Genomic DNA, 24,518 nt, shown 5'->3' on the forward strand with positions numbered 1-24,518 from the left:
TAGCAACTGGAGAATACCCATGGAACGGATTACGGTCAGCTTAGATGAGCGTAGCTATCCAATCTCAATTGGTGCCGGATTATTTAATGATCCGGCCCACCTTTCTTTCCTTACAGCAAAACAGAAAGTGGTCGTGATTTCTAATGTCACGGTTGCTCCGCTTTATGCTGACAAAATCCTTGCCCTTCTAGAGCAATTAGGCTGCCAAGCTTCTGTACTCGAACTGCCCGATGGTGAGCAATACAAAAGCCTAGAGACATTCAATACGGTAATGAGTTACCTGTTGGAAGGTAATTATGCCCGTGACGTGGTTGTGATTGCGCTCGGTGGTGGTGTGATTGGTGACTTGGTTGGCTTCTCTGCGGCCTGTTATCAGCGCGGCGTCGACTTTATTCAGATCCCGACGACTTTACTGTCGCAGGTTGATTCATCGGTCGGTGGTAAAACGGCGGTTAATCATAAGCTCGGTAAAAACATGATCGGTGCGTTTTATCAACCGCAAGCGGTGGTGATTGATACCGATTGCCTGAAAACCTTACCAAAGCGAGAGTTTGCGTCTGGTATCGCCGAGGTGATCAAATACGGTATTATTTATGACAGTGCGTTTTTTGTTTGGTTGGAAGAGAATCTTGACCAGCTCTATCAATTGGATGAGCTGGCACTGACTTATGCTATCGCTCGCTGTTGTCAAATTAAGGCCGAAGTAGTGGCACAAGACGAAAAAGAATCGGGTATTCGTGCATTGCTGAACCTAGGTCATACCTTTGGTCATGCGATTGAAGCTGAGTTAGGTTATGGTAATTGGCTGCATGGTGAGGCGGTGGCTTCTGGTACGGTGATGGCAGCAAAAACTGCGCAGCTTCAAGGGCTTATCACGGAGCAGCAAGTTGAGCGAATTGTCTCTATACTGAAAAGAGCACAGTTGCCTGTCCATACACCAGATCAGATGGCGTTTGCTGACTTCATCAAACACATGATGCGCGATAAGAAAGTGTTATCAGGTGAGCTACGACTGGTATTGCCTACCGGCATTGGCAGTGCAGAGGTGGTAAAAGGGGTATCAGAGTCGGTTATAGAGCAAGCTATCGACTTTGGCCGTACCCTGTAATTCTTGTTGTCTATAGGACCAAGCGGCCGACGTTTTTGATGACGGGTTTTGTTTGGTATTTCCGCATTGTTATTAGGATAACTCAATGAGCTCGGCGCATGACCCTCGCGTATTGGAATTGGAATCTCAGGTAGAGCTGCTAGAACGGTTGCGACTCCTGACCAATTTTGGTTCAAATCTTGTCACGATTGGTGGCGCTGCTGGTGCAGGAAAAACCTGGCTAGCGCAACACTATTTAGAAGCGTGGGCGCAAGATAAGAACCAAGCTTTGTTGATGTGTTATCCCAATCAAGACGAAACGCAACGCCGTGTAACCCTTCTATCGCAGTTGATTTCAGAACCGTTATTTAACCCAGTAGACTCATTGGTCGACTCTTTTTCCCGCGTAATGGTGGGGGAAAGTTGTGATGTGTTGATTACGATTGATGATGCGCATTTGCTGACAGAGTCGTTTATCTCTGAACTGTGGATGCTGGTGTTAGAAGCGCAGCTTAACCCACGCTGGACAGTTAATGTGTTGTTGTTCGCGCAATCCAATAGTCTGGAAGCACTGTTAACTCGCTTAAGTTATGGTCAAGAACACAAACCCATCGATCTTGAAATTGAACCGCTTAGCCAACAAGAAGCGGATCGGTTTTTTGAACATTTGGTGATTCGTTTTGTCGAAGATGACATGGAGAAACGGGTGCGTAATGCATACCGTAGCGTTGCCCGTCATCCGGGGGACATCATGGCTTTAGGGGATCAAAAAGTGGAAAAAAGGATTATTATCCGCTCGATTGTCGGCTCTCCCGTCAATATTGCACTGTTAATTGTTGTGTTGCTACTCGCGATTGGCGGTGGTTATTGGTGGATGATGTCACAACCATCACCGGATGAGAAAGCGCAACAAATGACGCAAAACATCGAACAAACGGTGATTCCTACCTTGCCGGAACTGAGCTCGCAAGACAATCAATCAACAGCGACTATCCAACCTGAGCCCGTTATTGATCCGATGTTAGCCGGTGCTGACGATGATTCGCTGGCGCTTCCACCGGATGTCACCGAACAGGTCGACAGTGTGGGCAGTGCTGACAACGATCAGCAGCGAGTCGTGATTACGTCTGATGTCGTCGATGCCTTACTTGAGGGGAAAGCGCAACAAGCCGATACTCGTGGCATTGATCAAGTGGTTGAGCAGTCGCAAACGCCACAAAACGCGGTGCCACAGGCTGAACCTGTTACGCAGCAGACAACGCCAGCAAGTGAAACCGTCATCAAGTTTTCGTTTACCAAAGATGAACTAAAGAGCTTCTCGCCGCGCAGTTATACCTTGCAGTTGGCTGCCGTCCAGTCGCTTGAAGAAGTGCAATCCTTCATCGACCAGTACCAGCTCATCAATCAAGTGTTTATCTACCCAACCGTACGCAATAATATTGACTGGTATATCATCACTTATGATAATTATCCGACCATTCAAGTGGCGCGCGATGCGGTACAAGGTTTGTCGAGTGAGTTGCAACAGCTTGAGCCTTGGGCAAAATCACTCAGTCAGGTTCAACGTGAAATCGACCGAGTCGAATAAGTTGGCGAAATCCGCTGATTAAGCGGCAAAATTGCCTGAGTTTAGTTGTAAAATATGTTACATTCCGCAGCCTTAATTTGTGGTTGAAAAATAGAGCAGTCGATGAAGAAGCAGCGGGCCTTCCTGAAGTGGGCGGGTGGAAAATACGGACTTGTTGAAGATATTCAGCGTCACTTGCCTGAAGCACGTAAGCTGGTGGAACCGTTCGTAGGCGCAGGTTCTGTGTTTCTTAATACTGATTACGAACACTACTTGCTGGCTGATATCAACCCAGATTTAATCAATCTCTATAACTTGCTCAAGCAAGATCCGCAGACATACATCTCAGAATCCAAACGTTGGTTCTGTGCTGAGAACAACCGCAAAGAAGCTTATCTGGATGTTCGTGCGCAGTTCAATGCCACCGATGACGTGTTTTACCGTTCATTGGCATTTCTGTATATGAATCGCTTTGGTTTTAATGGCTTGTGCCGTTACAACAAAAAAGGCGGTTTTAACGTCCCGTTTGGATCATATAAGAAGCCGTATTTCCCCGAAGCTGAACTTGAGTTCTTTGCAGAAAAAGCCAAGAAAGCGACGTTTGTTTGTGAGGGTTACCACGAGACGTTCAAGCGAGCGCGCAAAGGCTGTGTGGTGTATTGCGATCCTCCTTATGCACCGCTTTCAACCACCGCAAACTTCACGTCGTATGCGGGCAATGGTTTTAGCCTCGATGATCAGGCCGCGTTGGCAGATGTCGCAGAAAAAGCGGCGCAGCAACGAGGTATTCCGGTGTTGATTTCAAATCATGATACCACGCTAACTCGTCGCCTTTATCATGGTGCGAGCCTGAATGTGGTGAAGGTTAAGCGAACCATCAGTCGTAACGGCGCTGGACGCAATAAAGTCGATGAGTTGTTGGCGCTGTTTAAGCCCTCGGACAGCAAATAGTCACATTTCCTCACGCTTGGCTATATTCTTAACGCTAGCTTAGGTAGAATTGCGCGCAAAATACTCTGTTCGCGGAGTTTCTCTTTTGTGTGCAATGATGCCAATTAATACTAGAGGTCAGGTATGAAAGATTTCCTTATCGCTCCATCGATTCTGTCTGCTGATATGGCTCGCCTTGGCGAGGATGTTGAAAAAGTTCTCGCAGCAGGGGCGGATGTGGTTCACTTTGACGTAATGGATAACCACTACGTACCCAACCTGACTTTCGGCGCGCCAATCTGTCAAGCCTTGCGCGATTACGGCATTACCGCACCTATCGATGTACACCTGATGGTGAAACCGGTTGATCGTCTTGTGCCTGATTTTGCCAAAGCTGGTGCATCGATGATCACTTTCCATATCGAAGCGTCTGAACACGTTGACCGTACCTTGCAACTGATCAAAGAGAACGGCTGTAAAGCGGGTGTGGTGTTAAATCCTGCGACTCCGCTGTCGCATCTCGAGTTCATCATCGATAAAGTGGATATGATTCTACTGATGTCGGTTAACCCAGGCTTTGGTGGCCAGTCATTTATTCCGAAAACGTTAGATAAGCTGCGTGCAGTACGTAAAATGATTGATGAGTCGGGCCGCGATATTCGTTTGGAAATCGATGGTGGGGTTAAAGTGGACAACATTAAAGAGATTGCTGAAGCAGGAGCGGATATGTTCGTTGCCGGTTCGGCGATTTTTAATCAATCTGATTATCAACAAGTCATTGATCAAATGCGCGAACAATTAGCGCAGGTAAAGTAATTTAATGAGCAATATTAAACTGATCGCTTTCGATTTAGACGGTACGCTGCTTGATAGCGTACCTGATTTGGCGGTTGCTGCTGATCAAGCTGTGCAAACGCTTGGCTTCCCTGCAGTAACTGAACAACAAGTGCGTGATTACGTGGGTAATGGTGCCGATATATTGATTGGTCGCTCGCTAAGTCGAAGCTTAACGGTAGATCCAAGTCTAGCGCCTGAGCTACTGGTTAAAGCGCGAGAGCTGTTTGATGATTACTACGATAAGAGTGGTCATAAACTTAGCCACCTTTATCCACATGTTAAAGAAACATTAGCCGCACTTGACCAGGCTGGTTTTACCATGGCCTTAGTGACCAACAAGCCGTCTAAGTTTGTTCCAGATGTATTAGCCAAACACGACATCGACAAATACTTTGTCGATGTGATCGGTGGCGATACCTTCCCAGAAAAGAAACCCAATCCAATGGCGCTAAACTGGCTGCTCGAGAAACACAACTGCCAGCCAAGTGAAATGCTGATGGTGGGTGATTCGAGCAACGATATTAAAGCGGCAAAGAATGCTGGTTGTTACTCGTTTGGTTTAACTTATGGTTACAACCATGGCGAGCCAATCGCAAACGCCAAGCCAGACTTTGTCGCCGACAGCATCGCAGATCTTGTTGAAGCGGTAGCGGTTTACGCATAAGCGCGACAAAAGGTCTTCCAAAATACTCGTTAATGAGTACACTGGAAAACCGTGCACACGTCGCTGCACGGTTTTTCATTATTTATCTTAAGAAGTCAAAGGAATCATTCTAATGAGCAAACCCATTGTATTGAGTGGTGTTCAACCGTCAGGTGAACTAAGTATCGGTAACTACTTGGGTGCTCTACGTCAATGGCAACAGATGCAAGACGATTATGATTGCCAGTATTGCGTTGTTGACCTTCATGCGATTACGGTTCGTCAAGATCCTAAGTCTTTGCATGAAGCGACGCTAGACGCACTCGCAATCTGTCTTGCGGTTGGTGTTGACCCGAAAAAGAGCACGCTATTTGTTCAGTCACACGTCCCTGAGCATGCTCAACTTGGTTGGCTTCTTAACTGTTATACCCAAATGGGTGAGCTGAGCCGTATGACTCAGTTTAAAGACAAATCTGCTCGTTATGCCAATGACGTTAATGCTGGCCTATTTGGCTACCCGGTATTAATGGCGGCCGATATTCTGCTTTACGGAGCCCACCAGGTGCCCGTTGGCAATGACCAAAAGCAGCACTTAGAGTTAGCACGTGATATTGCGACGCGTTTTAACAACATCTACTCGCCTGAAAGCCCAATATTTACCGTGCCAGAGCCTTACATTCCGACGGTCAATGCCCGCGTGATGAGCCTGCAAGATGCGACTAAGAAGATGTCGAAGTCTGATGATAACCGTAAGAATGTCATCACCTTACTCGAAGAGCCTAAATCTATCTTGAAGAAGATCAACAAGGCGCAAACCGATACCGAAACGCCACCACGTATTGCGGCGGATTGGGACAACAAAGCGGGTATCTCGAATCTCATGAGCCTTTACTCTGCCGCTAGCGGATTGAGCTTTGAACAGATCGAAGTGCAATATCAAGGCGTGGAAATGTACGGCCCATTCAAGAAAGATGTTGGTGAAGCGCTGGTCGCGATGCTTGAGCCAATTCAAACGGAATACCGTCGTATTCGCGCAGATCGCGCTTATATGGATCAGGTGATGAAGCAAGGTGCAGAGAAAGCATCGGCTCGCGCTGCTGAAACATTGAAGCAAGCGTATCAAGCTGTCGGCTTTGTTGCTCGTCCGTAGGTTAAGTATTTTAGGGCTTAGAAGGCAAATTCTAGTTCTTAGCAGTCGACCTCTAGGAGCTCGGGTCTGCTGAGCCTTCGAGCTGATTTTGGCAGCACTTTGTGGGAAATTTATACAAGGCACCGGCTTTGACTTGTGGTTACTCTACATAAAAAGCCGATAACGCAGTAGAAATGAACCACAAAGGCTGCCCGAAGGGTTCGGCTAGAATCGTTTTATGCTTTGTTAAGCGGTATTGACTTAGAATAACTAGGCGACATACTTCTTGCCGCGCCTAAAACGATTCTATCTCGAACAAAATTTAACCGAGAAAGATAAACAGACCCCAGACACTCATTTCTAGATACTGATACCAATATTACTCACGCTTTCATCGCGCAACTCAGAACGCAGGTCTTTAATCAGGTCAATATCACGCTCCTCGGCTTCTCGTAACGGCCTAAAAATCGCCCACTGAACATCCCACTCAGCGCAGACTGATTCATTCTGCTTTTGGTTTTCATTGGTGATCGCTTCACCGCTTTGCGCTTCTTCTAACTGGGCAACCGTTGTGACTGACAGCTGACTGACTTTATGCATGTTTTCATACAGATAATCGCGATCAAGCAGGCCGTGTAGCAAATGAGACAAAGCGACACAGGCATCAATAGCCGGGTAAACACCATAAAAATCAAAATCTTCCGAGCTTGGAATGATCTCTTCTAACTTCTCGAGCTGATGCTCAAAGTTTACCTTGGCGGTTTTTACTGTCAGTTGCTCCCAAATACTATCGATAATATCGCGATAGACTCGCGCTTGTGCAAATTGGGTGCTATCACAAAACATGGCGTAGTTTGGGTACATGCGTTCACACAGACAGGCCATAAAGGTAATCTGTTTCCAGGGTTCTAACTTCTCAAGGCGAAGTTGAAGAGGATTCTGTAGCATAGAGACTCATTGGTTGCTGAAATAGACAGCGAGAGTTTACTTGATAACCAACAGGGAAAAAAGCAAGCTGATGAACAATTTTACTCATAACCTCTACCTGATGACGGAACACAACGACCAGTACCAGCAGTTACTTGAGCAAGCCGCACTGCCCGACTTAGCGATCACCTCAGATCCAAGCCAGGCTAGCATTCTACTCGCTTCACCACCAAAAGCGGCCAAGCGCATCAATGAGTTCTCGCATATTGAGTGGATACAGTCGATTTACGCTGGTGTCGATGCTCTCGTCCCTAAACTCAATCACTTTGAAGGCCAACTGACGAATGTCAAAGGCATCTTTGGCCAGCAAATTAGCGAGTACGTTCTGGGGTATTGCATCGAGCATTATCGTCACTTTAATCATTACCGCCATCAGCAGGGGCAATGTCAGTGGGCGCCCAAACCTTATCAATCGCTAACAGGAAAAAAAATGGTGATCCTGGGCACAGGATCAATTGGCGCTTACCTTGCTCAAGCGGTCAAAACGTTGGCCATTGAACCAATCGGCGTCAATCGCAGTGGCATCCCAACGAAACACTCACCTTTTGCTGCCACCTATCATATTCAGGAGCTCACGATCGCCCTTGCGCAAGCCGATATTGTCGTCAACACCTTACCCAATACCCCAGAAACTCATCATATTCTGGATAGCGAGAGTTTAGCGCACTGCAAGAACGTACTGCTGTTTAATGTTGGACGAGGTAATGCGATTCACCAAGCGGGACTGCTTGAAGCGCTCAATAATGGCGCCGTCGAGCATGCCTTTGTTGATGTTTTTGAACAAGAACCTCTCGACGAGCAACACCCTTATTGGCAGCAGGAGAATCTGACTATCACACCTCACATTGCCGCCGTTAGCTTTCCTGAGCAGGTTATCGAGATCTTTGCGGACAATTACCAACGTTGGCGAGATGGCTTTAGCTTGATGAACGTGGTGGATGTTAACAAAGGATACTAATTGCGCATTGCCCTGTGTTGAAAAGGAAGATTATGGACAAACACCCTTGTATCTATTTTTTATCATCGCCCAACAGGAACCCCTTGTACATAGGGGGAACAAGTAGGTTGACCAGCTGCAGCCAATGGAATCTAAGCCTAATTGGTGAGAGGTTAATATCTTTAACGGACTTCGGGTCGAGGTCTTATTAGGCAATACGACATCGGTTGTAAGAAAATAAGCTGAAACCATGGCAAAAAGATGTGGCGCATCGGCATCAATAGATGCTGAATACATCGCTAGAATGGAAGATGTTTTAGACCTTTATGCGGAGCCTGAAGATCCTCAGTATCCCGTTGTTAACCTCGATGGAGTATTGAAATTGGGCCGATGAATAAGTAATACTTAAACCGTCGTATAGACAGTTTTGAATTATTAAAGAAAGAACTTATGGCATGGGAGATCGCGAGGAATAATGCTAAGCCAACAATTAATTGGTTATTCAATATGGTCTCAGCTAGGAAAAACTGAAGAGGGCATATAATGCCCTCAACTAGTCAAAACTTGTGTGAACGAGTACTAGGTACTCGCTTCTAGGTACCGATCACTACAGACCAAGTTTCTTCTCTAAGTAATGAATGTTAGCGCCACCGTGTTGGAAGTTTTCATCATTCATGATGCTTTCTTGCAAAGTCACGTTAGTTTTGATGCCTTCAATAATCATTTCACCTAGGGCATTCTTCATACGAGCAATCGCCACATCACGGTTCTCACCGTAGGTGATAAGCTTACCGATCATCGAGTCGTAGTGCGGAGGCACTGTGTAGCCTGCATAGATGTGTGATTCCCAGCGAACCCCCATGCCACCTGGCGAGTGGAAGCGTTCGATTTTACCTGGTGAAGGTAAGAAACGTTCTGGGTCTTCAGCGTTGATACGACATTCGATGGCATGGCCGCGGATCTTGATGTCATCTTGTGTGAATGACAAAGGTTGACCCGCTGCAACGCGCAGTTGTTCTTTGATGAGGTCGATACCAGTCACCATTTCGGTCACTGGGTGCTCAACCTGAATACGCGTGTTCATTTCGATGAAGTAGAACTCACCGTTTTCGTACAAGAACTCAAATGTACCCGCACCGCGGTAGCCAATTTCAAGACAGGCACGCGTACAACGTTCACCGATGTATTTGCGCATTTCTTCAGTGATGCCTGGCGCTGGTGCCTCTTCAACAACCTTTTGGTGACGACGCTGCATTGAGCAGTCACGTTCACCAAGGTGGATGGCTCCGCCTTGACCGTCTGCGATGATCTGTACTTCAACGTGACGAGGGTTTTCTAGGAATTTTTCCATGTAAACCATATCGTTGTTGAAACAGGCTTTCGCTTCTGCCCGCGTCATTGCGATGGCTTCAACAAGATCTTTTTCGCTGCGTACCACACGCATACCACGACCGCCGCCGCCACCAGAGGCTTTGATGATGACTGGGTAACCGATGCGTTTAGCATGGGCTCTGTTCTTCATTTCGTCGCCGTCAAGTGGACCATCAGAGCCAGGTACACAAGGTACGCCCGCCTTTTTCATGGCCGTGATTGCTGACACTTTATCACCCATCATGCGGATGGTGTCGGCTTTCGGGCCGACGAAAATAAAACCGCTTCGTTCGACTTGCTCAGCAAAATCAGCGTTTTCGGACAGGAAACCGTAACCAGGGTGGATGGCGACTGCACCAGTCACTTCCGCCGCTGAAATGATGCGCGGAATGTTTAGGTAGCTGTCGATACCACGAGCAGGACCAATACAGATCGCTTCATCAGCAAGCAGTACGTGTTTTAGATCACGATCAGCGGTTGAGTGAACTGCGACCGTTTTAATCCCAAGTTCTTTACATGCGCGAAGGATACGAAGTGCAATTTCACCTCGGTTCGCGATGACTAATTTATCTAGCATGAGAGAGAGCCTCTATTATTCGATAACAACAAGTGGTTGGTCGAATTCAACTGGCTGACCGTCTTCTACTAGGATCGCCGTTACCACGCCTGACTTGTCGGATTCAATCTGGTTCATCATTTTCATTGCTTCAACGATACACAGTGTATCGCCAGCGTTAACACTTTGACCCACTTCAATGAAAGATTTCGAATCTGGACTTGGAGAGCGGTAGAAAGTCCCCACCATGGGAGAAAGAACCTGATGACCTTTAGGCGCCGCTGGTGCTGCAGACTCTACTGCCGTTGGTGCTGGTGCAGCCGGGGCTGCTGCAGGCACTGCGACGGGGGCTGGTGCGTAATGAATCGGCGCTGGAGCTGCAGCGCCGTGACGGCTGATGCGTACCGATTCTTCACCTTCAGAAATTTCTAGCTCAGCTATGCCAGATTCTTCTACTAACTCGATAAGCTTCTTGATTTTACGGATATCCATCTTTTCTTTCTCTTTTATCTTGTGAATAAGACAGCTCAATAATGAACTGCAGAGTGTTTCGTACTTTTCTGTTTGCTGCTATTGAGCTTGCAGATGTTTAATCGCAGCAGACAGAGCGAATTGGTAACCTTGTGCACCTAGACCGCAAATCACCCCTTGTGCCTTGTCAGACAGATAAGAGTGGTGGCGAAACGGCTCTCGAGCATGCACATTGGATAAATGTACTTCGATAAATGGGATAGCAACACCAAGCAGTGCGTCTCTTAACGCCACACTGGTGTGGGTAAAAGCGGCAGGGTTGATGATGATAAAGTCCACCTGGTTGTAGGCGGCATGAATCGCTTCGATCAACTCATATTCACGATTAGATTGCAGATGTTTTAGCGTTACACCTGCGTCATGAGCTTGTTCGGTTAATGTGTCGATAATCTGCGCTAAGGTAGAAGAACCGTAATGTGCTGGTTCACGTAGACCTAATAGGTTTAGATTTGGACCATTTAAGACAAGAATGCGTGAGTTTGCTGTCATTGTGCTGCTATCTTCCTACTTCATGAGATGAATTGGAATATTCCCATATTATCATGGATTCAGCCTACTAAATTCGGTTGAAAAAGTAGCGAATCTTTGAAATAGACCCAGATTATAGCTAATTCAGCGCAAATCGCAGCAATTTACTGGTCTAATCACCTGGAAGGAAGACAGAGAATGGGATGGGGCTCTAGGCTTGAAGGTGTCTCGCACTCGAACAAATGCGATTGTGGATGAAATAAACACACCGTACCTATGATTAGCACGGTGTGTTTTTGTATAGTGCCTGGGGCGTCTGTCATTCTGAACAAGGAGGCACGGTCGTGATTCAGAATCTGGTTTCACTGGCTCACATGAATGCTACTCACGCCAGTTGAGCTTTCTCAGCAATCAACTTATCAACCACACTTGGGTCGGCGAGTGTTGAAGTATCGCCTAGGTTGCTGGTATCACCAGTGGCAATCTTACGTAGAATACGACGCATGATTTTTCCTGAGCGGGTTTTAGGTAGTGAATCTGTCCAGTGCAGCACATCTGGTGTGGCGATTGGACCAATCTCTTTACGTACCCAATTTTTGACTTCTTTGTGCAGCTCTGCACTTGGGTACTCACCATCATTTAGGGTGATGTAAGCGTAGATCGCTTGGCCTTTGATGTCGTGTGGAATACCGACAATTGCCGCCTCGGCAATTTTGTGGTGTGCAACGAGCGCTGATTCAATCTCAGCCGTACCCATACGGTGACCTGACACATTCAATACGTCATCAACACGCCCCGTGATCCAGTAGTAACCATCTTCGTCGCGACGAGCACCATCACTGGTAAAGTACATGCCTTTAAAGGTTGAGAAGTAGGTTTGCTCAAAGCGGTCGTGATCGCCGTAAACGGTACGCATCTGGCCAGGCCATGAATCGAGAATAACAAGGTTACCATCGGTTGCACCTTCGATGATGTTACCCATGTTATCCACCAAAGCAGGCTGTATACCAAAAAATGGTCGGGTTGCTGAACCTGGTTTGAGATCGGTTGCACCTGGAAGTGGCGCAATCAAAATACCGCCGGTTTCCGTTTGCCACCAAGTATCGACGATGGGTGACTTCTCATTACCGATGGTTTTGTAGTACCACTCCCATGCCTCAGGGTTAATAGGCTCACCGACTGACCCCATAATACGCAGACTGCTACGAGAAGTGCCTTCAACCGCTTCATTACCTTTGGCCATTAGGGCGCGAATCGCAGTTGGAGCGGTATAAAGAATATTAACTTGATGCTTATCGACGACTTGACTCATACGGTTGGTGCTTGGATAGTTCGGCACACCTTCAAACAAAATGGTTTTGGCGCCGTTAGCCAGCGGCCCGTATACCAGGTAAGTGTGGCCGGTAATCCAACCAACATCGGCAGTACACCAGAAGGTCTCACCAGGCTGGTAGTCAAACACATACTTGAACGTCATTGCTGCATAGACTAGGTAACCACCAGTGGTGTGGAGAACACCTTTTGGCTTACCCGTTGAGCCTGATGTGTAAAGGATGAACAACGGGTCTTCGGCGTTCATCTCTTCTGGCGGACAATCAGCAGAGACATTCGCGGTTGCTTCATGCCACCAAACATCACGATGCTCATGCCAATCGATATCACCGCCAGTACGCTTCATAACGATGACTTTATCGATGGTTTTGACATCTGGGTTGGTTAGCGCTTCATCGACATTTTTTTTCAGTGGTACGGCGCGACCGCCACGCACACCTTCGTCTGCGGTAATGACGACTTTGGCATCGGAATCAATAATACGACCAGAAAGTGCTTCTGGTGAGAAACCACCAAAGACCACCGTATGTACTGCACCAATACGGGTACATGCGAGCATGGCCACGGCTGCTTCGGTCACCATTGGCATGTAAAGGCAAACCACATCGCCTTTGCGGACGCCTTGCTGTTTTAAGGCATTAGAAAATTCACACACTTCTTTGTGCAGTTCTTTGAAAGTGAGTGTGCTGTCGTCATTCGGGTCATCCCCTTCCCAAATGATCGCGATCTCATCGCCACGTTCTGCGAGGTGACGGTCAATACAGTTGGCGGAAACATTCAGTGTGCCATCTTCAAACCAACGAATATCAACGTGGCCTGTGTCAAAAGAGGTGTTTTTTACTTGGCTAAACGGTTTGATCCAGTCAACAATTTTGCCGTGTTCACTCCAGAAACCAACCGGATCGGTGACCGATTGCTGATACATGGCTTGGTAGGTATCGATATCCGCGTGAGTATTTTTTTTGATGTTCTCTTTCACCGGATAGATATGGGCTTCACTCATTGCTTATCTCCTTGTGCTTAATTCGTAACGAATTGAGCAAGTGTCCGTTTAAAACGATCGGGTCGCCTGACCCTAACGTCGTAAAAATCCCTATGGTTATAACTTTCAGGCACAGGCGCGGATTCGACAATTAGACTTTAGGATGAGAACACATAATCTGCTTATAAATTAATGGTCTATGTTTAAAATTGAGAGTTGGATCTAAGGATGGCTTAGCGGGTATAGGGCAGATTTAGGCTAGGTAGATCACCTTTTGTCAAACGAACGAACACCAGCGCCGCGGTAATGGCGTCTTGCAGAGCGTCGTGTTTGTCTTGCAGCGGTAAGTCTAAGTGGCGGCAAATGGTGTCCAAACTGAGGTCGAAATAGGCATTTGGTAAATGTTGCTCGAGCTTGTCGTGGTAAATTTGGCTCACTTCGATAAGTGGGTTTGGCAGTGGGAAACCAAGCTGTTTTAGACACGCCAAATCAAGAATCTTTTTGTCATAGCGAATATGGTAACCGACCAAAGGCCTTTTGCCTATGAAATCAATTAGTTGTAGAAGTGCTTGTTTCTCATTAATCCCATCAGCTAAGTCTTGGTGGCGAATCTTATGAATTTTCACTGAGCCAGAATCGAGCGATTGTGGCGCCCGTAAGCGCACTTCAAATGGCGCACTGGTTATGATTCGGTTGTCGATGATTTTGGTTGCCGCAATCGTGACTAACTCGGCTCGGTTGGGGTCGAGGCTGGTGGTCTCGCAATCGAGAGAGACAAATTCACCCTTCATGACCGAGTCAAACAAAGACTGATAGGGCGAGCCCTTGAGTTTGTAAAACCAATACCGACGCTGAAGCCAATTCATCGTAACCCCTTAATCTCGTATTTGATAATGGTAGCCCAAGAACTGCTTGAACTTTTTAATTACGTGTAGAGCGTGACGGAGCAAATCACGCTGCGTGCGATCGATTTGCTTAATATCAATACGGTTGTGGCTGTGTTGATGGGTCAATTGCTGATTTAAGCGCAACTTAAATAACAGCTTTAATGCTTCACTGAGGTTGTCTGCTGTTTCGGGTTCAAGGATTTTCCTGTTGCGTAGTGCTTCAATGCGCTCAAAGGTGTTTTTCTCTTCAATGCCATACTCAAGGGCTAAGGTGCGAATGCCATGGACAATAGGGAAGATGCCGCCACTTTTGACATCAAGGCCATCTTTGTCTTTTTTAACATTGCCAAACAGGGTTAACGGTAACGCAAATTGAAGCGCCGGACGCGAAAAGTCTTGTAGCGCTAACATGTTGTTTAACATGATTTGTTTAAGGTGTTGGCCAATGGGCTCAAGTAACGTTTTGTTGCCTGCTACCGCGTGAGCATCGGTAAAAATCGCCAAATCCATGACGTGATCGGCAGAGGTCGGTTTTGACCAGTGACTGATGGTTTTTTTCCAGTCACTCTGGTTTTGGACCCATTTGGGGTTGTTGACCATCACGTTGCCGGGACATAGAGGGTAACCGAGCTGCTGCAGCGTGTGAGTCAGTTGATCCATCACTGCCGCACATTGATGCCACTCAAAACCATCTTTAAGGATTAAGGCATTGTCTTGATCGGTTTTGAGAATTTGTTCCCCGCGGCCTTCAGAGCCTAAAACGATCAAGCAGCAGTGATCGTGAAGGGCGGGAGGAACAATCAGCTCAAAAGCTTTTTCGATGATCTGTTCATTAACGGCTGAAATCAGTTCCATAATAAAGCGGGTACGAATGCCGTTATTGAGTAGGCTTTCCACTAACTGACGCTGACGATTGGAAGCCAATGCCAGTTCTTCGATGCTACTGGCGCGAGCAATACTTAAGCTCAGTACATGTGAGTGAGTTGAAAAAGCGCTTAAAATCTGTGTCATATCGAGCATGCCGACGGCCTCTTTGCCATCAGAGACCATCACGCGCTTCATGCGCTGGCGCGTCATCTTGATCATGGCATTAAAGAGAAACTCGCCGTTTTCGACGTGCACTACGGGAAAAGTGGCGATCTTGCCGACCGGAGTATCGAGTGGATGGTCATCGAGCATCACCGCGTGCAGCATATTGGTGCGAGTAATAATGCCGTAAGGCAGCGCGTGGTGGTTGTCGACAAGCCTGATGTCATTGTTGTTGAGTTTGACCAATGCTGAATCGAGGCCATTGTCTTTGAGTGTTTGCGTGACTTGATTGAGCGGTTGATCCGGAGAGAAAATCATCGGCGGATGATAAATCTCTTTATCCACCTTAGTTAAAATGAATTCGGCTAGGTTTTGCTGCTGCTGCGCAGTTTCGATCAGAGCTTGCCTACGAGCGAGGTTGTTGTCGAAGTAAGCGGCAAATTGGCCATTGTCGTGATACAACTCAAGAAATATCGACTTAGGTAGCAGATAAGAGAGGGTGTCTTCAAGTGCGATATAACGGTGCTTGATGGTGTTATCAAGCAACGAACGCACATCAAACAGATCGTCATTGGCGTAGTGGGCAAAAATCTCTTTATTATCTTGCGAACGCTCCTCGACGGCTCCTTTGATCAAAATATGCAGGTGTTGGCTTTCAGCGCCCGGCTTTAGAAGGATTTCATTGGTGCGAAAATAAGCGACATCCAATGATTCTCTCAATTTCTTTTGTTGCGATACATTGAGACGATCAAATGGAGGGGAGTGCATATTAAATTTTTCTGGCATTGCGAACCCACACTGCAAACTCTGTATCTCTTCAGTGTGCCGCATTTGACGCGTTGTGCCAGACGACTTTGGTCGAACTGCTGCTATTGATTGACAATAAGGAAACGCATTGGTGCGAATTGTTCCCTTTTAAATTCAAACCAAGCCAACGATAATACCGTTGCCCCACACTTTTGTTTCAAGAGGTCATCATGTTTACCCCTTCCCCTTACGGTTGGATTTCACAGTATTTTGTCGGTTTCTTTTTTGCCTATGGTGTCTATTTGCCATTTTGGGCGTTGTGGTTTGAAGAGCAGGGGGTATCGGCAACGGATATCGGCTTGTTAATTGGTCTTGGCTTTGCCACGCGCTGCCTTGTCAATATGCTCCTGACGCCACGGATTCATAAAGTCGAACACTTGATGCCAGCACTGCGTTGGTTGAGTTTCGCCTCGATTTTGTTTATCGGTTTCCATTTTTTTACCGGGGGAAGCTTTTGGTTAATGGCGCTGGCGACCGTATTGTTTAACTTGTGCTGTGGTCCGGCCGTGCCATTGTCTGACGCGATGGCAAACTATTACGCGCGTATTAACATGCTTGATTATGGTCGTACTCGCTTATGGGGGTCGGTTGCGTTTATTGCCGGTTCAACGGCCGTGGGCTTTTTAGTGGCTCAATATGGCAGTGACATGATTTTGTATACCGCGTTGGCTGGGGTGGTGTTTGCGCTGTTGTTCTCATTGCGCAGTATCAACCCAATGCCAGTGACAACCAGTGAAGAAAACACCGAGCGCCCAAAATTAACCGAGTTGCTTCGCGAGTTGCCAGTGATCAAATTCCTGATCTTGGCCGCTCTGATTCAGGGCAGTCACGCCGCCTATTACAGTTTTAGTTCTATCTATTGGAAAGAGGCGGGTTATTCAGAAGATATTATTGGTTACTTGTGGAGTTTAGGGGTTGTCGCCGAAGTTGCCGTGTTTGCGCTGAGCAAACGTTTGTTTTCGGGATGGAGCTTGCGCGCGCTGTTCATGGTTGCATCGATTGGCGTTATTGTTCGTTGGGGGCTCACGGCATCAACCACGGTGTTACTGGGCTTGGTGCTTATCCAATTGTTACACGGGGTGACGTTTGCCATGGCTCATATTGCGGCTATTCAGTATATCCAGCATTCTGAGCAGCGTAAGATGGTGGCTCTGCAAGCACTATACAATGCCATTCCTCTGGGGGCTTTTATTGCCCTAATGACCACCTTAAGTGGTTGGGGCTATGAGAATTGGGGCGCGAATGTGTTTTGGGTCATGGCGGCGATGGGGGTATTAGCGTTATTTATTCGTTTAGATCCTCAGCCACATAATGTTAAGCAAGTGCTTAAAGCGGAGCCTAATGCACAGAATTAACCCTATCTGATTGAGTTGACTGCGTATCCTTAGTTAAATAAACCCTCTCCATTGCGAGAGGGTTTATTTTTTATTGCGATCCATGAACTCAAAATAAGATAAGGATATCTGATGCAAGGTTGGTTGGTGATCACCGTATCGCTGTTGTATCTCGGTTTATTGTTCGTTATTGCTTGGTACGGTGATAGACGCCCTTCATGGCTAGCGAGTTGGCGCCCTTGGGTATACAGCTTATCAATAGCGGTTTACTGTACCTCATGGACCTTTTACGGCACGGTAGGGCAAGCCAGTAGTAACCCTTGGTCATTTCTTCCTATCTATATCGCGCCGATTTTAGTCTTTACTTTGGGTTGGCGAGTTCTTGCGCGGTTAATTTTGACGGCGAAACGTGAACACATTACCTCGATTGCGGATTTCATTGCGGCTCGCTATGGTAAATCACAAGGTTTGGCTGTCGCGGTAACGGTGATAGCGGTGGTGGGCATCTTGCCCTATATCGCTCTGCAACTGCGCGGCATTACCATGGGACTCGAGATCATCGCGCCCGATTTATCGGTCCAATTTAAAAGTTTGGGCTTTGATGTGTCTTGGTTTGTAGTGCTCGCTTTAGCCATGTTCACCATGTTATTTGGTACTCGACACATCGACAACACCGAGCACCATCGCGGAATGATGATGGCGATTGCGTTTGAATCGATTATTAAGCTGGTGGCGTTTCTGGTTGTTGGTGTGTTTATCCTCTTTCTGGCGTTAAAGCGCACTGATGTCGAATTGCTTGAGGTGGCGCGTCAAACCTATCAAGCGCCCAACTTTCCGACCTTATTGATTCATACTGTACTGACCATGCTCGCAATAGTCTGTCTGCCGCGTCAGTTCCATACTATGGTGGTCGAAAATGAACGTGCGCAAGATTTACATACCGCGCGCTGGCTATTCCCTATCTATCTGATTTTGATGGGGCTGTTTGTGTTGCCGATTGCTTGGGTGGGGCAGGCACTATTAAGCGATGTTAGTCCGGATACTTATGTAATCAGCTTGCCGATGGCGGTAGGCGCATCAGATATAGCACTACTTGCGTTTTTGGGCGGTACATCAGCCGCCAGTGGTATGGTGATCGTGTCAACCATTGCGTTGGCGATCATGGTCTCCAATGACTTGGTGATGCCGCTCTTATTGCGTCGTATGCGCTTAGCGCAACGCACTCATCGCCATTTCTCTGAGTTATTACTCGTCATTCGCCGTGGCTTAATTCTGCTGTTGCTCCTTGGCGCTTGGGGTTTTTATCAAGTGTTAGGAAGTATTCACTCACTTTCAGCAATAGGCTTCCTGTCGTTTGCGGCGATCACGCAATTTGCACCGGCGTTGCTCGGCGGTATGTATTGGCGCCAAGGCAATCGTAAAGGGGTTTATGTCGGTTTAGCGGTCGGTTTTACCTTGTGGCTGATCACCTTAATGAGTCAAACCGGCATATTGGCTGGCAGTGCAGAAAATAATTTTCTTTTGTGGATGATTACTCCACCTGAGTGGTTGCAAGCGCTGGAAGTGAAAAATTCCGACTGGGGCATTGTGCTGAGTGTTGCACTCAATAGTTTGTGTTACGTGGTGGTTTCCATGCTAACGCGCGCTAGCCTCAGTGAGCGCTTACAGTCGGCCTCTTTCATTGGTACCCCCTTGCCTGAAAGTGAAAACATGAGCTTGTATCAAAGCCGTGTCACGGTCGGTGAGTTAGAAATGCTGGCGTCGCGTTTTGTTGGTCGCCAGCGAGTACGCAGCGCATTTCGTCAGTATTGGCAACAGCAACGTGAAACCTTAATGCCCAACCAGCAAGCGCCATCAACCCTGATTCGCCATACTGAAAGGGTCTTAGCTGGGGTATTTGGTGCTTCATCGGCTAAGTTAGTCCTTACTTCGGCTTTGCAAGGTCGTAATATGCAGCTTGAAGAGGTCGCGACCATTGTCGATGAAGCGTCGGAGCTGTATGACTTTAGCCGTGGCTTACTGCAAGGAGCGATTGAGCACATTGGCCAAGGCATTGCGGTGGTAGACAAGCAATTACGTTTGGTGGCTTGGAATCAGCGTTATCTAGAGCTGTTTACTTTTCCGGCAGGGCTGATTCAGGTTGGCAGGCCGATTGCGGATGTGATTCGACACAATGCCGAGCAGGGCTTATGTGGTCCGGGTGACCCAGAAGAGCATGTACGTCGCCGAGTGTATTATCTTGATCAAGGGTCGCGGCATACCTCTTCTCGCGTGCGACCTGATGGACGGGTGATTGAGGTGCAAGGTAATCCTATGCCGGGCGGCGGGTTTGTTATGAGCTTTACCGATATTACGGTCTTTCGCGATGCAGAACAGGCGCTCAAAGAGGCGAACGAAACCCTTGAAGAGCGAGTAACAGCGCGAACTCAAGAACTTGAGCAGATGAACAAAAAACTCGTGACGGCGACTCAGCGCTCTGAACATGAATCTCAATCCAAATCACGCTTTTTGGCGGCGGTGAGTCACGACTTGATGCAGCCGCTCAATGCTGCGCGGTTGTTCGCCTCTTCTTTGTCTGAAGTGGCGAAAGATCCAGAGACAAAGCAGTTGTCGCAATACATCGAAAGTGCTTTGGGCGCGGCGGAAGACTTGATTGGTGATCTGCTCGATATCTCGCGTTTAGAGTCGGGTAAGTTAGACGTTCAGGTGCACAGTTTTGCGCTTAACGATGTTCTGGCGAACCTCAATGCGGAGTTTGCTGCACTGGCTAAGCAGCAAGGGGTTGAGTTCTCGATGATACCGAGTCACTTGATTGTCCAGTCTGATCCGAAGTTATTACGTCGGGTAGTGCAAAACTTCCTGACTAATGCGTTTCGCTACAACCCTAAAGGGAAAGTGGTGCTCGGTGTGCGCCGTATTGGTGGCCAGGCTCGCATTGATGTATGGGACAACGGTGTTGGTATTGATGAGGATAAACAACAAGAAATTTTTGAGGAATTCAATCGCGGCAATCAAGTTCGTTCAGATCAAGGTTTAGGGTTAGGATTGGCCATTTCGAAAGGAATCGCCCATGTATTAGGCCATCAGATCACCATGCGTTCATGGCCCGGTAAAGGCAGCGTTTTTTCCATTACCCTAGCGCGTGGTGAAACAGTGATTGAGCCAATGACACTGATACCGATCGTCAACCATTCTGATATTAGCCATCTCAAAGTGCTTTGTGTCGATAATGAGCAAGATATCTTAGTCGGGATGGAAAATCTGCTTGGGCGTTGGGGGTGTGATGTTCGTATCGCGGTCGATTTGGTCTCAAGCTTACAACAGATAGAGACCGACTGGGTTCCGGATGTGATTTTGTCTGATTACCGATTAGACAATGGGCGTACAGGTTTAGAAGTGCTGCAGCAATGCCGTCTGCGTTTAGGCGATCGCTTTATCGGCGTCATTATCAGCGCTGATCGTACCGATGATATGTTGGATGGGATTAAGTCGAATGGGTTTGGCTTTATTACTAAGCCAGTTAAACCCCTTAAGTTAAGAGCGGTATTGAATCGGGTCTAGCAATGGGCTTTTCTGTTCGAAATGGCGGCATTGTTATTGTTGATAAAGAGGTTGACGTGAAGGCGTCAACCTCGCAACTCGCTACTCGGTAAACAACGTTTCGTATCTAACAAACGGGGTTTGGGTTTCGCCATAGTAGAGCGCGCCGTCGGCTTGAATGGCTACCCGCAGCCAGCTCTCTTCAGATGCAGAGGTTGGCAATGAGATAAACCATGTTTTGCCACTGCTATCGGTTGCTTGCATATCAATCGGTTGCGCGATCTGTTCTTGTTGTGCCACCAGAGAGAGTTTGACCCCTTCTAATGGAAAAGCGGACTTCAGTGATAAGTCTAAGCTTTGTGCGGTTCTCTTTTCTGAGCGAAATTGCACTTTAAATTCACCGTTATTCATATCACACAAGCCACTGGTATAACGACAGTTAGACTTGGCCGCTAGTTTATAGCTTTTTCCCTCTTGTGCGGCGTGTGGTTTTTCACTCAGTGCCACATCCGTGCCGAAATAGGCAATGATCGATAGAATAGGGGCGATCAGTAACGCAATGATTAAGTGCTTATTTTTGAACATCTTGGCTTCCTTGCTACAACAGACTTTGATTACGGTAACTGAAAACAGAGAATAAAAAAGCCCCGAACGGGGCTTTTGTGTGTTGGGTATTATTATTAGTGGTCGACGGCTTCTCCCGCCCCTGAAGGCATGCGGACATGTTCAACCAAGTCTTTCACTTCTTGTGGTGTTTCAGCCGTTACTTTTGATACTGCAAATGCCACGATGAAGTTAAACAGTGCACCAATAGCGCCAAATGCATTTGGTTCGATGCCTAGGAACCAGTTGCTGCCCCAGCTTTCTAGGTATGTCCAATCGGCAACAAACAGAATGCCTTTGTGTTGGAATACGTAGAATAGTGTGATGGTAATACCGGCGATCATACCGGCGATGGCGCCTTCCTTGTTGATGTTTTTACTGAAAATGCCCATCATCAACGCCGGGAAGATAGAGGATGCCGCCAGGCCGAACGCCAGAGCAACCGTACCGGCGGCAAAGCCTGGCGGATTGAGTCCGAGATAACCAGCCACTGCAATCGCAACGGCCATCGAGATCCGACTCGCCAGCAGTTCTTTCTTCTCTGAGATGTTTGGATTGATGACGCCTTTTATCAAGTCATGGGATATCGCCGACGAGATAGCCAGCAACAGACCCGCTGCGGTAGAAAGCGCTGCGGCTAAACCACCCGCTGCAACCAGTGCAATCACCCAGTTGGGTAGCTTGGCGATTTCTGGGTTAGCCAGCACCATGATGTCACGATCCACTTTGAGTTCATTGGTCGCCGCATTTGATGTGTACTGGATATTGCCATCGCCGTTCTTGTCATCAAAACCTAGCAGCCCTGTTTTCTCCCAGTTCTTGAACCAGTCAGGACGTTCATCATACGCAAGGTGTTGGCCTGGGGCAGGGTTAACCGTATCCATTAGGTTTAGACGTGCCATTGCAGAAACGGCAGGGGCGGTTGTGTACAAAATCGCGATGAAGAACAGTGCCCAACCTGCGGAAGTACGCGCATCACGTACTTTAGGTACGGTGAAGAAGCGAATAATTACGTGCGGTAGGCCTGCCGTACCTATCATCAGAGACATAGTATAAACAAACATGTTTAACGTATCGCCACGGACGTGGGTTGTGTACTCGGTAAAACCGAGTTCGGTGACCACCTGGTCGAGCCTATCGAGTAAGTAGACATCGGTTCCGGTCATGGTACTCCCTAAGCCGAGTTGCGGTATTGGGTTACCTGTCAGTTGCAGAGAGATAAAGATTGCTGGAATAGTGTAAGCAAGAATGAGTACGCAATATTGCGCTATCTGCGTGTAGGTGATCCCTTTCATGCCGCCCATGACGGCGTACATGAAGACGATACACATACCAATCAATAGACCCGTTGAGTAGTCCACTTCAAGGAAGCGACCGAAGGCAACGCCAACGCCTTTCATCTGACCGATAACATAAGTGACCGAGGCGATAATAAGACAGATAACCGCCACGATACGCGCCGTGTTCGAGTAGAAGCGTTCACCGACAAACTCAGGTACGGTAAATTTACCAAACTTGCGTAAGTACGGTGCAAGTAGTAGTGCAAGTAGTACGTAACCGCCAGTCCAGCCCATAAGGAAAACGCTGCCGCCGTAACCCATAAAGGCAATCAGACCCGCCATTGAGATGAACGATGCCGCAGACATCCAATCAGCAGCGGTTGCCATACCGTTAGCGATTGGGTTTACCCCACCGCCGGCTACGTAGAATTCTTTCGTTGATCCGGCACGTGCCCAAATCGCAATACCGATGTAAAGGACAAAGGTGGCACCAACAACAAGATAAGTGATTGTTTTCAAATCCATCTGAACTACTCCTTACTCGTCCACATTAAATTCGCGATCTAACTGACGCATCTTCCACGCGTAGTAGAAAATAATACCTAGAAAGGTGTAGATAGAGCCTTGTTGTGCAAACCAGAAGCCTAACTTGTAACCGCCTATTTGAATTTGGTTAAGCTGTTCGACAAATAAAATGCCGCAGCCAAATGAAACGACAAACCAGACGATTAATAGTGAAATCATCAGCTTTACGTTCTTGTCCCAATAGGCCTTGGCTCGTTCCTGACTATCAAACGCCATTGCCGTCTCCTTATGTGATTGTTGTTAATAAAATGTTTCAATATCTACATTAGCAAGGGTTGGGCAAGAACTCTTTTCAACTTTAGTCGCGAGTATGAAAACAAAAAGCGTCCGTATAACGGACGCTTAATGAGTAAATGATAAGAAATGATGATGTTAACGACCTGTTAAATTAGCCTAAAGTCTAACGTTTCATCACCGAGAGGGTCGAGTTTATTAACCAAGATAGAACTCTTTGATCCCCATCAGCAAATTATTCACTGCAACCGCAGCAAGTATCAGGCCCATCACTCGGCTTATGATGGCGGCCCCCACATTACCAATCCATTTTTGGATATGAGTTGCTCCGAGCAGCAGCAGTAGGGTAATCACTAGTACCAATACCATCACCCCCGCGGTTAGGCTCTGGTCGAACAATGAATAACGATGATTGTCGGTCAGCATGACGATCGCCATCATCGCACCAGGTGAGGCAATCGAGGGAATCGCTAGTGGGTAAACAGCTAAGTCAGCTAGATCGGAATGGCTCATATCGATAGAGAGTTTCGTTTCTTGATCTGGTTTGGATTCACCGAAGATCATCGTCAAAGCGAACAGCAGTAATACTAAGCCACCGGCGGCTTGAAAAGCAGGTAAGGGAATTTGCATCGCTTCAAGCAATAACTGACCAGCAATAAGGAAAAATAGCAGCACGCTTGTCGCAATAGCGACGGCTTTAAGCGCAACTAACCGGCGTTGTTTAGCGGTTAAATGTTGCGTTTGTGACAGATAAACAGGAACAGAGCCGATTGGATCAATAACGGCCCATAAAACAACAAACTGAGTGATTAAGATGCTGAGCAAAGGAGTACTCCCAGAGTAATGGAACAGAGGGATAGCG

At 47.4% G+C, this 24,518-nt stretch carries 21 protein-coding genes; 10 read left to right on the forward strand and 11 right to left on the reverse strand.

Annotated elements, in window-relative coordinates:
• Positions 1–19 precede the first annotated feature (19 nt).
• From aroB to trpS, 6 genes are all read left to right on the forward strand, one after another.
• A complete protein-coding gene (gene aroB / locus CDZ87_RS11460; protein WP_100753673.1) occupies positions 20–1,108 on the forward strand; it encodes a 3-dehydroquinate synthase in 1,089 nt (362 codons plus the stop codon).
• A gap of 85 nt (positions 1,109–1,193) precedes the next feature.
• Positions 1,194–2,675 carry an SPOR domain-containing protein gene (locus CDZ87_RS11465; protein ID WP_100753674.1) on the forward strand — a complete coding sequence of 494 codons (1,482 nt, stop codon included), beginning with the start codon at positions 1,194–1,196 and terminating at the stop codon, positions 2,673–2,675.
• A 102-nt stretch (positions 2,676–2,777) separates the two neighbouring features.
• The gene (locus CDZ87_RS11470) at positions 2,778–3,605 is read left to right on the forward strand and encodes a Dam family site-specific DNA-(adenine-N6)-methyltransferase (protein WP_100753675.1); all 828 of its coding nucleotides are present in this window, start codon (positions 2,778–2,780) and stop codon (positions 3,603–3,605) included.
• A gap of 123 nt (positions 3,606–3,728) precedes the next feature.
• The gene (gene rpe / locus CDZ87_RS11475) at positions 3,729–4,400 is read left to right on the forward strand and encodes a ribulose-phosphate 3-epimerase (protein WP_100753676.1); all 672 of its coding nucleotides are present in this window, start codon (positions 3,729–3,731) and stop codon (positions 4,398–4,400) included.
• A 4-nt stretch (positions 4,401–4,404) separates the two neighbouring features.
• On the forward strand, positions 4,405–5,085 hold the full coding sequence (locus CDZ87_RS11480; RefSeq protein WP_100753677.1) for a phosphoglycolate phosphatase: 681 nt from the start codon (positions 4,405–4,407) through the stop codon (positions 5,083–5,085).
• Positions 5,086–5,197: 112 nt separating this feature from the next.
• Positions 5,198–6,214: a tryptophan--tRNA ligase gene (gene trpS, locus CDZ87_RS11485; protein WP_100753678.1), complete on the forward strand. Its 1,017-nt coding sequence runs from the start codon at positions 5,198–5,200 to the stop codon at positions 6,212–6,214.
• A 339-nt stretch (positions 6,215–6,553) separates the two neighbouring features.
• On the opposite strand, the gene CDZ87_RS11495 is transcribed toward trpS, so the two are convergent.
• Positions 6,554–7,141 carry a YjaG family protein gene (locus tag CDZ87_RS11495; protein WP_100753679.1) on the reverse strand — a complete coding sequence of 196 codons (588 nt, stop codon included), beginning with the start codon at positions 7,139–7,141 and terminating at the stop codon, positions 6,554–6,556.
• Between the two features lie 70 nt (positions 7,142–7,211).
• Here CDZ87_RS11495 and CDZ87_RS11500 point away from each other — a divergent pair, with 70 nt between their 5' ends.
• Positions 7,212–8,138 carry a D-2-hydroxyacid dehydrogenase gene (locus CDZ87_RS11500; protein ID WP_100753680.1) on the forward strand — a complete coding sequence of 309 codons (927 nt, stop codon included), beginning with the start codon at positions 7,212–7,214 and terminating at the stop codon, positions 8,136–8,138.
• Positions 8,139–8,367: 229 nt separating this feature from the next.
• A complete protein-coding gene (locus CDZ87_RS17035) occupies positions 8,368–8,511 on the forward strand; it encodes a hypothetical protein (RefSeq protein ID WP_157806469.1) in 144 nt (47 codons plus the stop codon).
• Between the two features lie 213 nt (positions 8,512–8,724).
• Here the strand turns inward: CDZ87_RS17035 and accC are convergent, their stop codons facing one another.
• From accC to CDZ87_RS11530, 6 genes are all read right to left on the reverse strand, one after another.
• On the reverse strand, positions 8,725–10,065 hold the full coding sequence (gene accC / locus CDZ87_RS11505; protein ID WP_100753681.1) for an acetyl-CoA carboxylase biotin carboxylase subunit: 1,341 nt from the start codon (positions 10,063–10,065) through the stop codon (positions 8,725–8,727).
• Positions 10,066–10,080: 15 nt separating this feature from the next.
• Positions 10,081–10,536 (reverse strand): acetyl-CoA carboxylase biotin carboxyl carrier protein, encoded by a 456-nt coding sequence (gene accB / locus CDZ87_RS11510; protein WP_100753682.1) that lies wholly within the window; start codon positions 10,534–10,536, stop codon positions 10,081–10,083.
• Positions 10,537–10,614: 78 nt separating this feature from the next.
• Positions 10,615–11,064 carry a type II 3-dehydroquinate dehydratase gene (gene aroQ, locus CDZ87_RS11515; protein ID WP_038175082.1) on the reverse strand — a complete coding sequence of 150 codons (450 nt, stop codon included), beginning with the start codon at positions 11,062–11,064 and terminating at the stop codon, positions 10,615–10,617.
• A 364-nt stretch (positions 11,065–11,428) separates the two neighbouring features.
• On the reverse strand, positions 11,429–13,378 hold the full coding sequence (acs, locus tag CDZ87_RS11520; RefSeq protein ID WP_100753683.1) for an acetate--CoA ligase: 1,950 nt from the start codon (positions 13,376–13,378) through the stop codon (positions 11,429–11,431).
• 212 nt (positions 13,379–13,590) lie between these two features.
• On the reverse strand, positions 13,591–14,223 hold the full coding sequence (locus CDZ87_RS11525; protein WP_100753684.1) for a 3'-5' exonuclease: 633 nt from the start codon (positions 14,221–14,223) through the stop codon (positions 13,591–13,593).
• Between the two features lie 9 nt (positions 14,224–14,232).
• The gene (locus tag CDZ87_RS11530) at positions 14,233–16,059 is read right to left on the reverse strand and encodes a DUF294 nucleotidyltransferase-like domain-containing protein (protein WP_100753685.1); all 1,827 of its coding nucleotides are present in this window, start codon (positions 16,057–16,059) and stop codon (positions 14,233–14,235) included.
• Positions 16,060–16,250: 191 nt separating this feature from the next.
• On the opposite strand from CDZ87_RS11530, the gene CDZ87_RS11535 reads away from it, so the two are divergent.
• A complete protein-coding gene (locus CDZ87_RS11535; protein WP_100753686.1) occupies positions 16,251–17,435 on the forward strand; it encodes a 3-phenylpropionate MFS transporter in 1,185 nt (394 codons plus the stop codon).
• A 111-nt stretch (positions 17,436–17,546) separates the two neighbouring features.
• Positions 17,547–20,975: a PAS domain-containing hybrid sensor histidine kinase/response regulator gene (locus CDZ87_RS11540; protein ID WP_100753687.1), complete on the forward strand. Its 3,429-nt coding sequence runs from the start codon at positions 17,547–17,549 to the stop codon at positions 20,973–20,975.
• An 81-nt stretch (positions 20,976–21,056) separates the two neighbouring features.
• Here the strand turns inward: CDZ87_RS11540 and CDZ87_RS11545 are convergent, their stop codons facing one another.
• The 4 genes from CDZ87_RS11545 to CDZ87_RS11560 form a co-directional block, all read right to left on the reverse strand.
• Positions 21,057–21,539 (reverse strand): hypothetical protein, encoded by a 483-nt coding sequence (locus CDZ87_RS11545; protein WP_100753688.1) that lies wholly within the window; start codon positions 21,537–21,539, stop codon positions 21,057–21,059.
• Between the two features lie 95 nt (positions 21,540–21,634).
• Positions 21,635–23,362, reverse strand: a complete 1,728-nt coding sequence (locus CDZ87_RS11550; protein ID WP_100753689.1) for a sodium:solute symporter family protein — start codon at positions 23,360–23,362, stop codon at positions 21,635–21,637.
• Between the two features lie 12 nt (positions 23,363–23,374).
• A complete protein-coding gene (locus CDZ87_RS11555) occupies positions 23,375–23,638 on the reverse strand; it encodes a DUF4212 domain-containing protein (RefSeq protein WP_100753690.1) in 264 nt (87 codons plus the stop codon).
• A 216-nt stretch (positions 23,639–23,854) separates the two neighbouring features.
• On the reverse strand, positions 23,855–24,481 hold the full coding sequence (locus CDZ87_RS11560) for a MarC family protein (RefSeq protein WP_100753691.1): 627 nt from the start codon (positions 24,479–24,481) through the stop codon (positions 23,855–23,857).
• Positions 24,482–24,518 lie beyond the last annotated feature (37 nt).

This window comes from Vibrio salilacus (genome assembly GCF_002811245.1).
In the GTDB taxonomy this organism is placed as follows: Bacteria; Pseudomonadota; Gammaproteobacteria; order Enterobacterales; family Vibrionaceae; genus Vibrio; species Vibrio salilacus.